Origin of the sequence: Hyphomonas sp. UBA3601, from assembly GCF_002375605.1 — a bacterium.
GTDB lineage: Bacteria > Pseudomonadota > Alphaproteobacteria > Caulobacterales > Hyphomonadaceae > Hyphomonas.
Window position 1 is genome coordinate 8,360 of record NZ_DFME01000123.1, and the last position, 12,321, is coordinate 20,680.

The following is a 12,321-nucleotide window of genomic DNA, read 5'->3' on the forward strand; positions in this document are numbered from 1 at the left end:
GGTGCCCGCCTGTCCTCTGATGCACGGCACAGGGCTGTTCACGGCGATGGGTGCGCTGCTAGGCGGCGGCGCAATTATCACGCTGGAACAGAACACCAGCTTTGACCCTGAAAACTTGTGGGAAACCGTCTCGGAACATGGCGTGACGAGCATGGCGATCGTCGGAGATGCATTCGGAAAGCCGATGCTAAAAGCTCTCGACGACAATCCTGGCCGTTGGGATGTCAGCTCTGTACAAACCATCGTATCGTCCGGCGTAATGTGGAGCGCGGAGGTCAAACAAGGCCTCCTGAAGCATATGCCTCAAGCCGCCATGATGGACAGCTTTGGCTCATCTGAAGCGGTCGGCTTCGGATCATCCACAACGACGCTCGAAGGCGGAACCCAGACGTCCAAATTCGAGATCGGCCCGAACTGCAAGGTATTTTCCGAAGATGATCGCGAGATCGTGCCCGGCAGCGGCGAGGCCGGGATCATCGCCCGCGGCGGCGCAGTCCCTCTTGGCTACTACAAGGACGAGGCGAAGACCGCCACAACGTTCCGGACAATCAACGGGGTCCGTTACGCCATACCGGGCGACTGGTGCACGGTGGAGGCGGATGGCACGATCTCATTGCTGGGCCGGGGATCAAATTGTATCAATACGGCAGGTGAGAAAGTCTATCCAGAAGAGGTCGAAGAGGCCTTGAAGGAACATGCTGCCGTCAAGGACGCACTCGTTGTCGGCGTGCCCGATGAGAAGTGGGGCAACGCCGTGACGGCCGTCGTATCCACAGATTCAGAGGTCAGCGAAGACGAACTGCGCAGCTTTGTGCAATCACGTATTGCCCGCTACAAGGCTCCCAAGTCTGTTTTGTTCAAAGATGATCTTGGGCGCGCGCCGAATGGCAAGGCCGACTATAAGTCCATCAAGGCATTCGCGCTCGACAAGCTGGGCATCAGCCAATGAGCAACAGGCCTCTCAACGTGTAGGCCACGACAGCGACCACCAGCATCGACACAAGGGCTATGCCGACAAACCAGATAAGCCGTCTGGTGAGCGGCGGCTCCTCGTTGTCGTCTGCTGGCTGTACCGGATCAATGCGCATGATAGCCATCTCCCGGCTTAACTTTGCCCCAGAACAGGCTGTAGACGTATGCTGTATAGGCCAGAATGATCGGCAGCATGATCACGGCGCCCACCAACATCAGAACGAGTGCATTGTCCCGCGCAGCAGCCTCATGGATGGATATTTCGTACGGCACGATGAATGGGTAAAGGCTGACGCCGAGGCCCACGTATCCGCTGGCAAAAATGCCCGCCGCCAAAAGGTAAGGTCGCCAGTCCGGCGCTGTGCCCACCGCGCCCTGTTTCATCGATAGGTCTCTCCACAGCCAGACGACAAGTGCCATGCTGACCAGGGGCACCGGCGCGAGCGGCAGGAAGCGTGCAGGCTCAATATGGCTCATGGAAAAGCCCCACCGATCGCCAATGGATGCGTCCACTGAAAGCGTCGCGAAACTGACTGCCAGGAAACAAATTGCCACGCCAGCAAGTGCCATCCGGCCCCACTTGCGCGCCTTGTCATGCAACTCACCTTCGGTTTTGAGAACCAGCCAGCAAGCGCCGAGCAACATGTATCCGATGACAACAGAGATACCGGTCAGAAGGGTGAATGGCGTCAACCAGTCGAACGCGCCGCCCGCGAAGGCACCGCCCTCGACATGAATGCCCTGTACCATCCCGCCAAGCATGATGCCCTGTGAAAATGCGGCGGTGAACGATCCACCATAGAAAGCGCCATTCCAGAAGATACGAGTGGGTCGACGCACGGCCTTGTGTCGGAATTCAAACGCGACGCCGCGGAATATCAATGCAGCCAACATGATAAGCACAGGCAAATAGAAGGCTGGCATGATGATCGCGTATGCGGTGGGAAACGCCGCAAACAGGCCGCCACCACCAATGATCAGCCATGTCTCATTGCCGTCCCAAACGGGCTCGACGGTGGCGGTCATCATGTTCCGCTCTTCTTCAGACTGCGCGATCGCGGTGAACATGCCAACGCCGAGATCGAACCCGTCAAGCAAGACGTACATCATGACGCCGATGGCGAGGATCAGGGCCCAGATGAAGGGTAGGTCGATAGCCATGTTCGCCTCCTATTCCGCCGCAACGATATCGTCGGATGTTTCGGCCTTGTCATCGACTGCGCCCATTGGAGACCCAGGAGGACGCCGCTCACGGCCAGAAGGGTCCGTGGGACTGTCATCAAAGCCGCGCGTGGCAATGCGCGCCATATATACGACACCGGCCGTGAAAATGATGGCATAGACGACCATGAACACGAGCAAGGACGTCGCCACCTGCCCGGCAGAGACCGGTGACAGGCTGTCCACCGTGCGCAAATGTCCATAGACCGTGTAGGGCTGGCGACCGACTTCCGCAGTAATCCACCCGGTCACGACAGCAATGAAACCAAGCGCGCCAGCCGGGACAGCCGCAATGTGGAAGAGACCCGGTGTGTCCAGCTTTTTCCTCCACCAGAGGAAGGTGCCCCAAACGCCCATGGCCAGCATGCCGAGCCCGGCCCCTACCATAATGCGAAATGCATAGAAGACGAGCCATAGCGGCGGCCGTTCGGATTCCGGAAAGTGGTCGATGCCATGAAGCATTTCGCCTTCCTCCAGGCCGGGGAAAAGGAATGAACTGGTGCCCGGAACCGTTATGCCCGCATGGCCGCATTCGGAACCATCCGGCCACGCGATCAGAACCGTGCCCTGCACTTCCTTGGATTCACACCATCCCTCCACCACTGCGATCTTGGCGGGCTGGTACTTGTGCGCAACTTCGCCCGACCAGTGTCCAACCATGATCTGGATCGGCAGCAGGACGGCCAGAGTGCCCGACGCCATACGAATTTGCCACTTGGTGGGCTCGGTTGTCCGACCTTTCAGAGTCTGCCACGCACCCGCAGCGAGAATTACCGCCGCAGTCGTAGTATAGGCAGCCAGCAACATGTGTGCGAGCCGACTTGGCAGGCTCGGATTGAAGATCGCCTCGATCCAGCTGGTTGCATAAAAATTGCCGGTCTCTGCATCAATCGCAAAGCCGGCTGGCGTCTGCATCCAGCTGTTTGCGGCGAGGATCCAGAAAGCTGAAATCGTGGTGCCGATTGCTACAGCGCATGTCGCAGCAAAGTGCAGCTTCCGACCAACTTTTTGCCAGCCAAACAGCATCACGCCCAGGAATGTTGCCTCCAGGAAGAAAGCGGTCAGCACTTCATAGGCCAACATGGGGCCCATGACGCTGCCGGTGATCTCAGAGAACAGGCTCCAATTCGTACCAAATTGGTAGCTCATCACGACCCCGGATACGACGCCCATGGCGAAAGCGAGTGCGAAGATTTTCACCCAATGCAGATAAAGGCGCTTGAAGACTTCCCTGCCGGTCTTCAGCCACAAGCCTTCGCATACCGCGAGAAAAGCCGCGAGACCGATCGTGAAGGCAGGAAAGAGAATGTGAAAGGCGACGACGAAAGCAAACTGAAGTCGCGACAAGATGAGTGCATCAAATTCCATGAGGCTCGCTCCGGATCATATATGCAATTTTTCTAATATAGTTTGCAGGCTGGCCAAACTTGACGAGCTGACGCGCGCCGGTCTGACGCAGGCGCGCCCAGTCAGCCCTTCCGACGCAATGTCCTGAATATGGCGTCAGCGCGCGCCGCAATGCCCCCATCGTCCTTCACCAGCCTCGCTGTAACGTGAACATGGTCACCGTCTATCAGCGTAACATGCGGATGCGCTTCCAGCCAGCAGCCCTCCCGAACGATGTCCATGAACTCCATGGTCAGCTTGAGCGTGACCGACATCTTGCCGGTCGCGCTCCAGACAGCCCACGCCAGCGCACTATCGGAAAAAGCGCAGGTCATTCCGCCGTGAAGGAAGCCCATGCCATTGCAGTGACGATCCAGCACCCACATGCCGGTGCGCACATCGCCTGATGCCGACGCACGATACGTGGGACCATTGTGTAGCGTGAATTTCCCGCGGGATGGCGTTGGCGCGAATCCCGGCGGCGGTTGTCTCAGCGGCTCAACCGCCTCACTCACCCATGTTTCCGAATACGTCGTGATGGACTGTATCGCCGGGCTCAATCCCCAGTTCAGCGGCACGCCCCCCCGCCAGTTCCAGCACGCCCTTCACCGGCACGCCCGGATTGATCCGACGCAGCGATCCTGGAACAGTTTCGCGAGCAATCGCCAGCACTTTGCCATCAGGATCAATGAACAGCATGTCCAGAGAGATCAGCGTATTCTTCATCCACATATTGGCTTCGCGCGGCTGGCCGAAATCGAACAGCATGCCAGCATTTTCTGCGAGCTCTTCCCGATTCATGAGGCCTGTCTGGACTTCTTCCGGGTCATTCGCCAATTCGACCGTAAAGCTGTGCTCAGTCTCTCCCGACATGATTGTGAGAGGGCCGGTTTCCAGCTGGGCGAAAGCCGCAGGCAAGAACAGGACGAGCGATGCAAAAGCAGAAGAGATGAAACGTATCATGGGGCTTGTTTAGACGGGTGCCCGCAAGGCGGCAAGCTGTCTTGGCTGCTGCTTACCCGCGTTTAATGTGGCTAACGTGCTCACCTTTTGAACCGGTTTCAATGCAGACTTCCAGATCCGTGCCAGGCTCAATATCTTCGTAGCCGGCTTTGCGCAGAACGACGGCGTGCACGAAGATATCCGTGTCATCGCCTTCGCGCTGAACGAACCCATAGCCGCGGGTGCGATTGAACCATTTCAGCGTGACCGTCTCGTAATCGCGCTCAACACCTTTCTCCTTGGCGACGGTGGCCCGAGGGCGTTCCATCTCAATTATATTAGCGGTTTGCCAACCGCGGTCGCCTTTCACGGCGTCACAAACGATGCGCGCACCCTCATCGGCAGAGGACTCACCATACCCCCTCAGGCATGTCACATGCAGCATCACGTCTCCCGTCAGACTTGCGTCAGACGTCGACTCGGCGACAATAAATCCGTAGCCCTTGGCACTATCGAACCATTTCACATGGCCAATTACGCGCACGGCATCCTCCACGGATGCAGGCTCTGACTCTGATTTGGCGGCTATTCTCGTCATCAACCCGTATTCCCCAATCAGGCAACCTAAAATGTGTTAACGCGCTTGTCACGCGATCTTCACATCAAAGAATGGCTTTCTGCGCCCCTGCCCGCCGCTTACCCCCGCAATGTGGACAGAAATGGGCAAGCGCGGTGAGACACTGCAGCAACGCCCCGTCATACCTCCCTGCCGTGATCATCCTCACAGCCCATTTACCAAGAATATGCTTGCAACGTTAAGTAACGGAAAGCTATACATTGCTGCCAAACTTGGCGCGTAGATTGGAATATATGAGCAATCATACCCTCGACACCTTCAAAGAATTGCTCTTGGAAGGCCTGTGCGACAGCGATGTCCTGCCCCGGGCGCTCGAGATGGTCAATGCGCATTGTGGTGCGGAAACTACACAACTCATTTCCGTCAGTGATGCGACCTTCATTCTGGATTCCGCCGTCGAGGGCACCGTCGATCGCGACCTTTTCCAAAATGAGCAGGAGTATCTCGCCATCAATCCGCGCACCCGGATTCTGGCCTCGCGCGAGATCGGCCGAATCATTCGAGACCATGAAGTGGCAGATGAGGAGACCGTGGCCACCAATGCCGCCTATCAGGAACTCCTGATTCCGGCCGGCGTCGGCCAGTTCGCCGGCACGGTCCTCGCCAGCGATGACTCGACCGTGGTGGCCCTGGCGATTGCCCGCCCCCGCGATGATGGTCCGTTTTCGGATGATTCCATTGCCCGCTTTTCTCAGATGGTCCGCGCAGCCATTCCGGTCACGCATCTTGCAGGGCGCATTGTCAGCCGGCAGGAAACGTCGCTGCTGGACATGTTCGGCCGCCAAGCCTGCGTCGCCATCCTGCACAAATCCGGCACGGTCGTCCGGCAGTCAGAACAGTTCGAGAAACTGCTCGCGTCCGGCGTGGTCCGCACCGATGGGCTCGGCCGCCTGGATCTCCTGTCCGACGAGAGCAACCGCGATCTGGCCCTCACCCTGCGCGGCCAGAGCAACGCCATTGGCGGCCGCTTTTCCTTCGCGCGCCTGCGCCCGGAATGCACCTATATCTGTTCGGTCACACCGGTGCCCCCCATCGGGCATTTCGGCGCCCGCTCCGGCCATGCGGTCCTGTTCATCGACAAGCTCACATCCGTGAAATCCCTGGACCGGAACCTGTTGCGCCAGACCTACTCCCTGACCTCAGCAGAATGCGATGTCTGCGAACGGCTCTATGCCAGCCAGACCGTAGCGGAAATCGCCACAGCCCGGGCTGTGGCAACCAGCACGGTCAAGACGCTTCTCAAGTCGATCATGCAGAAGATGGTGGTCAATCGCCAGGCCGAGATTGTGATAAAATCGTCACGTTTCGCGTTCGATTCTGGTATGTCCGTGCCCGTGCAAACGAATGCAGGCGATAAACCTTACGGATAAATTGCCCCTTCCCCCCGTTTGGGGGATGACAGCCCACTTTCTTAATGTTTCGTTAGCACTCACAAAGGGTGAAACGTTCGCTGAACGCGAGCCGGGAGTGGGGACACGCCCGCAATATCCGGCCCAATTCGGTGAGCTGTTGCTGTAAGATTGGCAGGGCAGAATGCGTGCGACAAAATTAAGTAAGCCACGGGCGGCATCGTATGCGGCAGTTGGCCTCATGATCGCATTTCTAGTGCCGGCCAGCGCATCAGCGGGACACCCGTCCACGGGGCATGATGCGATGACGCTGGATATTGAAGATTATGTCGGCACGCTTCGGATCATCCCGAACACCGAGGACAAGATCGAAATCATCTCCGTCGAGGACGGCGTCGGAAACCTTGGAACCCTGTCCGTGAGCACCGATGAAGATGGCGGCGTCTCGGTCCGCGGGGCCCCTGCCTCCCTCGCCATGAATTGCGCCCGCACCAATGGCGAACTCAGCATCTCTTTCGACAATGGCGAGATGCACCCGATCGGCGACTTCCCGACCGTGGTGATTTCCGCACCCACTTCCACAAATGTCCGCATATCCATGCGGGCCGGAGATGCCGAAATCGCCGATGCTGACAATCTCGAAATTCTGGCTGGCGGATGCAGCCGTATCATCGCCAACAATGTCACCGACACGTTCCGTCTGACAACAACCGGCGCCCTGGCCCTGGAAATGTCCGGCGCCGAAGTCGCTGAAATCGACGCCAGTCATGGCGGCCACATCCGGATCAGCGAAATCCGAAACCGCCTGCATGCCTGTCTTGGCCGGACATCCCGGCTGGTCAGCGACCAGCTCACCGGCACGGCTGAAATCTATCAGTCCGGAACCAGCCGGATCACGCTGGATTCCGTTACGCTCACGGACATCACGGCCGAACTCGATGGAACCGCGACGCTTCAAATGGCCGGCACAGCATCGGATGCACGTATGTCACTGGGCGGTGCCTCGCAGGCAAAGGTTTCGAATGGCATCACATTGGCACATGTCGATCTGCAACGCGCAGGCCGCCTCCTCGTGGATGGCGTGCGCTGGAAAGGAACAGGAAATGACTAGTCACCCAATCAGGATAATCCGCACCGGTGCGTGCGCCGGCATGGTCGCACTCGCCCTTGCCGGCAGCGCGGCAGCGCAGGAACTCGTCTATACGCCCGTCAATCCGTCCTTCGGCGGAAACCCGTTCAACTCGGCCCACCTCCTCGGCATCGCAAACGCCCAGGATGATACCGAGGCGCCATCCTCCGCCAGCGGTGATCCGCAGGCTGACCTGTTCATTCGGCAGCTGCAAAGCCGCCTTCTGTCAGGACTCGCCTCCGAGGTCGCCAATGCCATTTTCGGGGAGGATCCGCAGGATTATGGCCGGGTCGTCTTCGGCGACCAGACAGTCGAATTCGTGAGGGGTCTGGATTCGATCACACTGACCATTTTTGACGCAACCACAGGGACAACGACAGAAGTCGTGGTGCCGATTTTCACCACCGGCGGCTAACCGGGAATTTGTAGGGGACACACACTGTATGTGGGGACAATCTGGCCTCAAGCGTTGGCTGGCAACGCCTGTACTGACACTTCTGCTTGCTGCGTGCGGCACGCCGCCAAAAGCGTCCATGGACATGGCGGAGCCGACCGTGAATCCGCGCACGCAGACCGAGTATGCTTTGATCTGGCTGCCAAAGCCGACGGAGCAGATTCCGGTCGCCGTCTATGGCGTCGCGGACGAGACCGGCGCCTTCAAGCCGAGCGATACTGTCCAGACGCTGTCGCGCGCCGTGACTCAGGGCGCAACGCCGATCCTGATCAAGGCCCTGCAGGACGCAGGAGATGGCAGCTGGTTTACCGTCATCGAACGGGAAAAGCTGGATAATTTGCTCAAGGAACGCCAGATCATCTTGGAAATGCGCCAGCGTTATCTGGGGGAATCTGCAAAGGAATCGGTCGCACTTCCCGCGCTGCTTTTCGCGGGCATCCTGATCGAAGGAGCCATCACGGGTTATGATACGAATACGCAAACGGGTGGGGCCGGCGCACGCTATCTGGGAATTGGCGCGAACACACAGTACCGGGAAGACGCCGTTTCGGTGTATTTGCGGGCTGTAAGCGTCAAGACGGGCGAAGTCCTGATCTCGGTAACGACCGAACAACGCGTCGCGTCTGTCGCTTGGCAGGCCAACGCCTTCAAATATGTCGCCTATCGGGAGCTTCTCGAAGCAGAGGCCGGAATCACCCTGAACCAGCCTCGCCATGTTGCTGTACGCCAGGCGCTCGAAAAAGCCGTTTACGGATTGATCGTGGAAGGTGTAAAGTCTGGTCTCTGGAACTTCGAAAACCCCGATCTCGGCAAGACAGCGGTGGATTTCTACGATCAGAAATACCGCACCGAATTTCCAAAGGACGCCCTGAAGGGTGTGCCAAAGGAATTGCTGCAAGAGGGCGAAAACTGGGAGGCCAATGAAGCAAGTTGAGCTGATGCAATCAAAGCCCTGGACCGACTAGGACCAGGCAAAGACAAGATCGCGCGGCGCGAGCCGCAATAAGGGTGGGGAGAGACCGACTTCAAGTTGGCGCTCGGACCGGTCTCTCCCCGGGGATCTGCCATTTGGCGGATCTCCCGACCAATACTGCCTCAAGTCGAGGCAAGCAACTCGGGAGCGGCACTTTATGTTGCCACATACTGCAATCGCATCTGCACGTCCGCCCGCTGAGAGCGCGCGCAGACACTCGACGCGCAATTCATTCGGCGTCCTGTCCATCTTGTTCGGCTTGGCCCTTCCCGCCGGGGCCGACACGGGCTCATTCGCCAATATTGAGCAGATTTCCGACATTCTTGAGCGCACCCGGCAGGCCGAGGCGCAACGCGCAAACACGCTGGAAGTCACCCAGTCGGGGCGCAATCTTGTCGTGGACGCCTATGTTCAGGGTCAGATGAACCGGGCCAATACGGTCTCCCAATCCGGAGACAATGCGTCGGCCCGCATATCCGTGACGGGAGACTCGAACTCGTTCGCGATTCGCCAGGATTCGCCCCCCGTCGGCAGTCAGCCTGCAGGCCGCAATGATGCCACCCTCACAATCGAGGGCGACTCCAACGACGCCCTCATACGGCAGACAAATGATTTTGGTGAACTGTACTATAATTCCGCTTCCCTCACGCAGCTGGGACACGGCAACACCGCCGCAATCTATCAGACCGTCTCGCCTGGCGATCTTGTGGAAGGCGGCAATGTCGCCTCCATCGTGCAGAACGGTGAGGACAACGATGCGCTGATCGAACAGACCGGCGCCGGAAACACCGCGTCAATCGAGCAGGACGGAAACGACAACCAGGGTAAAATCTACCAGGACGGCGAAGGCCTGTCCGCCCTGCTCGTCCAGACCGGCGATGCGCTGGAATACACAATCAACCAGACCGGATGTGTCGTGGCCTCTGGCTGCGGCACGGTCACCGTGACGCAAGGCGCATACTGATGCGCGCCCGGTCTGAAACCGAACATGCCTCCAACTGTACATCAGCGGGGCGTGGCAGAAGCCATCGGGGGGACGCACTCAGCTTCCAGAATGGCCTTTTGAACAAGCTGATCCGAGAAAGGATCAGTGCGAAATGTGCACTGACAAGGAGACATCTCATGCGCACGAAACTTCTCGCCACCGCCGCAATCGCGGCACTTTGCTTCGGGGGACCTGCCTTCGCAGACGAATCAGAGGCGCTCATCAACCAGAGCGGCGTTTCAAACAATGCCGACATTGATCAGACCGAAGGTCTCGAAAACGAAGGCTATATCGACCAAACCGGCGACGAAAACTCGGCGTCCATCACCCAGAAGCACACACCTCCCGGATCGCAGATCTACAGTATTGCCACCAATACGGCCGACATCGATCAGACCAGTGCCGTCGGCGCTGCGGTTGGCAACTCTGCAACGGTGACCCAGACCGCTGACACCGTTACCGGGGCCGCCCCGAACTCGGTTGACATCGACCAGAACACCGCAGGTTCGCTCGCACAGACGGCTTCTGTTGACCAGGTCGGTGGCCAGGGCAACAGCGTGACCGTCGCACAAGGCCTTACCGACGATACGGGCGGTGAAGTCGCCACAGTCAGCCAGGAAGGCAATGACAACAGCGCGGTCGTCGCCCAGGACGGCACGGGCGACACAACGACGGTTGCACAGCTCGGTGATGCCAACGCGGCTTCCGTCACCCAGACGGGCAGCGACAATAATTCGACCGTTGACCAGATCGGTAACGACAACGACTCCACTGTCACCCAGAATGCAATCGGCGCCTATGCTGACAATGATCAGACAGGCGACAACAACGTGTCCACGATCGCGCAGACGGACGATTCCTCCAATGGCACGATCAACATCCCGAATGCCGATCCGGAATCGACGGTTATTCAGGCTGGCAACAACAACACCTCCACCGTGGATCAGACGAACACCGGCGGCGGTTTCAACCAGGTTGCCAATGTGAACCAGAACGGCGACACCAATTCCTCGTCCGTGACTCAGGAAGGCACCGGCCCCGGCTTCACGGGCACGCTGCGGACCAATGTGACCCAAACCGGCGGTTCCAGCTCGACTGTCAGCCAGACCGCTGTTGACGGACAGGCCAACAATGCCTTCGCCACGATCAACCAGTCCGGCGCTTCGATCTCCGAAGTCAACCAGTCCCTGGATGGCAACCGGGCAACCGGCATTACGGCCAATGTGACGCAGGATGGCGGTTCCAGCGCCTTTGTAGACCAGTCCGTCGAAAACACCGCGACAAGCGGTGCCGTAACGTCCGGGTCCGTGATCGCCACGCTCGATCAGAATGGTGGTTCGGTCGCAAACGTGAATCAGGGCATCGCTGGCAATGGCTCCACGAACATTTCTGCAAGCATCACGCAGGATGGCGGCGCAACGGCGAATGTCGACCAGTTCATGAACGGGGACGGTCAGTCCGGCCTGAGCACGACCATCTTGCAGGATGGCATGAGCACGGCCAATGTGTCCCAATCGTTCAACATGGATGGTTCGCAGAACTTCGATGCCATCGTCACCCAGTATGGTGATGGCAACACGGCCAATGTCGACCAATATGACAACGCACCAGGTGAAACCGGCCAGAAGGCTGACAACAGCGTTCTGGCTGACGTCTATCAGGACGGCTCCGGCAACACGGCGAACGTCACCCAGGAAGGTCGCGTCTGGCAGGACAGCTCGCTGAACGCCTATGTCACCCAGATCGGCTCCGACAACGAAGCCAGTATCGATCAGGACGGCAAGTCCAGCACGGCGGCCATCGACCAGATCGGCGGCGCATCGTTCAACATGGCCAGCATTGACCAGAGCGGCTTCTCAAACGATTCCTACATCGTGCAGACCGGTCATGGAAACACGGGTTCCGTTCTCCAGAATGGTGGCCGTGGAGATGCCGATATTGATCAGAGCGGGGACGATAACTCCGCGACGGTCACGCAAGGCAACAATTCCGGTCGCAACCTGACCGCCAGCGTCACGCAGAGCGGAAATGACAATACCGGTGAGATCACCCAGACGGGCGGCGAATTCTCCACCGCCTCGATCCTGCAGTCGACCGACGGCAACATGGCGACGATCTCGCAGAGCGGCGGTGACTTCAACGACGCGTCGATCAATCAGACGGTGACCGCCGGCAACATGGCCTCCATCGTCCAGACCGGGTCCTATAACTCGGCCACGGTCAACCAGTAACCCTGCCGTCCCGGGCCGGTTTTCCGGCCCGGGACCTTCATT

13 protein-coding genes are annotated in these 12,321 nt (G+C 58.8%); 7 read left to right on the top strand and 6 right to left on the bottom strand.

The window, feature by feature from the left end; translation table 11 throughout:
• Positions 1 to 949: AMP-binding enzyme (locus B4F73_RS13310; RefSeq protein ID WP_290483505.1), on the top strand; the 949-nt coding region annotated here is incomplete at its 5' end.
• On the opposite strand, the gene B4F73_RS13315 is transcribed toward B4F73_RS13310, so the two are convergent.
• The 6 genes from B4F73_RS13315 to B4F73_RS13340 all read right to left on the bottom strand — a co-directional run bounded on the left by B4F73_RS13315 (position 939) and on the right by B4F73_RS13340 (position 5,119).
• On the bottom strand, positions 939 to 1,088 hold the full coding sequence (locus B4F73_RS13315) for a hypothetical protein (protein ID WP_206990741.1): 150 nt from the start codon (positions 1,086 to 1,088) through the stop codon (positions 939 to 941). The two genes, B4F73_RS13310 and B4F73_RS13315, sit on opposite strands and share 11 nt — an antisense overlap.
• Entirely contained in the window at positions 1,078 to 2,133 is a 1,056-nt protein-coding gene (gene cydB, locus B4F73_RS13320; protein WP_290479639.1) for a cytochrome d ubiquinol oxidase subunit II, read from the bottom strand. Before cydB ends, B4F73_RS13315 begins: the two co-directional genes overlap by 11 nt.
• Before the next feature lie 9 nt (positions 2,134 to 2,142).
• Complete coding sequence (locus tag B4F73_RS13325) at positions 2,143 to 3,561, bottom strand: cytochrome ubiquinol oxidase subunit I (RefSeq protein ID WP_206990743.1); 1,419 nt, start codon at positions 3,559 to 3,561, stop codon at positions 2,143 to 2,145.
• A 101-nt stretch (positions 3,562 to 3,662) separates the two neighbouring features.
• Complete coding sequence (locus B4F73_RS13330) at positions 3,663 to 4,094, bottom strand: PaaI family thioesterase (protein ID WP_206990744.1); 432 nt, start codon at positions 4,092 to 4,094, stop codon at positions 3,663 to 3,665.
• Positions 4,087 to 4,542 (bottom strand): DUF192 domain-containing protein, encoded by a 456-nt coding sequence (locus tag B4F73_RS13335; RefSeq protein ID WP_206990745.1) that lies wholly within the window; start codon positions 4,540 to 4,542, stop codon positions 4,087 to 4,089. Before B4F73_RS13335 ends, B4F73_RS13330 begins: the two co-directional genes overlap by 8 nt.
• A gap of 52 nt (positions 4,543 to 4,594) precedes the next feature.
• Positions 4,595 to 5,119: a cold-shock protein gene (locus B4F73_RS13340; protein WP_206990746.1), complete on the bottom strand. Its 525-nt coding sequence runs from the start codon at positions 5,117 to 5,119 to the stop codon at positions 4,595 to 4,597.
• Positions 5,120 to 5,391: 272 nt separating this feature from the next.
• Between B4F73_RS13340 and B4F73_RS13345 the strand changes: the two genes are divergently transcribed.
• The 6 genes from B4F73_RS13345 to B4F73_RS13370 all read left to right on the top strand — a co-directional run bounded on the left by B4F73_RS13345 (position 5,392) and on the right by B4F73_RS13370 (position 12,279).
• Positions 5,392 to 6,528 (top strand): helix-turn-helix transcriptional regulator, encoded by a 1,137-nt coding sequence (locus tag B4F73_RS13345; protein WP_290483506.1) that lies wholly within the window; start codon positions 5,392 to 5,394, stop codon positions 6,526 to 6,528.
• 220 nt (positions 6,529 to 6,748) lie between these two features.
• Entirely contained in the window at positions 6,749 to 7,618 is an 870-nt protein-coding gene (locus B4F73_RS13350; RefSeq protein WP_290483507.1) for a hypothetical protein, read from the top strand.
• Complete coding sequence (locus B4F73_RS13355; RefSeq protein ID WP_290483508.1) at positions 7,611 to 8,051, top strand: curli assembly protein CsgF; 441 nt, start codon at positions 7,611 to 7,613, stop codon at positions 8,049 to 8,051. The genes B4F73_RS13350 and B4F73_RS13355 overlap by 8 nt, the downstream gene beginning before the upstream one ends.
• Before the next feature lie 28 nt (positions 8,052 to 8,079).
• Entirely contained in the window at positions 8,080 to 9,024 is a 945-nt protein-coding gene (locus tag B4F73_RS13360; RefSeq protein ID WP_290479642.1) for a CsgG/HfaB family protein, read from the top strand.
• A gap of 196 nt (positions 9,025 to 9,220) precedes the next feature.
• The gene (locus B4F73_RS13365) at positions 9,221 to 10,027 is read left to right on the top strand and encodes a hypothetical protein (protein ID WP_290483509.1); all 807 of its coding nucleotides are present in this window, start codon (positions 9,221 to 9,223) and stop codon (positions 10,025 to 10,027) included.
• Between the two features lie 158 nt (positions 10,028 to 10,185).
• A complete protein-coding gene (locus B4F73_RS13370; RefSeq protein ID WP_290483510.1) occupies positions 10,186 to 12,279 on the top strand; it encodes a beta strand repeat-containing protein in 2,094 nt (697 codons plus the stop codon).
• The last annotated feature ends 42 nt before the right edge of the window (positions 12,280 to 12,321 follow it).

What these genes read in the sequence shown, in the direction of transcription:
- B4F73_RS13315 (WP_206990741.1), bottom strand. Translation starts at nt 1,088, where the DNA reads ATGCGCATTGATCCGGTACAGCCAGCAGACGACAACGAGGAGCCGCCG.
- cydB (WP_290479639.1), bottom strand. Translation starts at nt 2,133, where the DNA reads ATGGCTATCGACCTACCCTTCATCTGGGCCCTGATCCTCGCCATCGGC.
- B4F73_RS13325 (WP_206990743.1), bottom strand. Translation starts at nt 3,561, where the DNA reads ATGGAATTTGATGCACTCATCTTGTCGCGACTTCAGTTTGCTTTCGTC.
- B4F73_RS13335 (WP_206990745.1), bottom strand. Translation starts at nt 4,542, where the DNA reads ATGATACGTTTCATCTCTTCTGCTTTTGCATCGCTCGTCCTGTTCTTG.
- B4F73_RS13340 (WP_206990746.1), bottom strand. Translation starts at nt 5,119, where the DNA reads ATGACGAGAATAGCCGCCAAATCAGAGTCAGAGCCTGCATCCGTGGAG.
- B4F73_RS13345 (WP_290483506.1), top strand. Translation starts at nt 5,392, where the DNA reads ATGAGCAATCATACCCTCGACACCTTCAAAGAATTGCTCTTGGAAGGC.
- B4F73_RS13350 (WP_290483507.1), top strand. Translation starts at nt 6,749, where the DNA reads ATGATCGCATTTCTAGTGCCGGCCAGCGCATCAGCGGGACACCCGTCC.
- B4F73_RS13355 (WP_290483508.1), top strand. Translation starts at nt 7,611, where the DNA reads ATGACTAGTCACCCAATCAGGATAATCCGCACCGGTGCGTGCGCCGGC.
- B4F73_RS13360 (WP_290479642.1), top strand. Translation starts at nt 8,080, where the DNA reads ATGTGGGGACAATCTGGCCTCAAGCGTTGGCTGGCAACGCCTGTACTG.
- B4F73_RS13365 (WP_290483509.1), top strand. Translation starts at nt 9,221, where the DNA reads ATGTTGCCACATACTGCAATCGCATCTGCACGTCCGCCCGCTGAGAGC.
- B4F73_RS13370 (WP_290483510.1), top strand. Translation starts at nt 10,186, where the DNA reads ATGCGCACGAAACTTCTCGCCACCGCCGCAATCGCGGCACTTTGCTTC.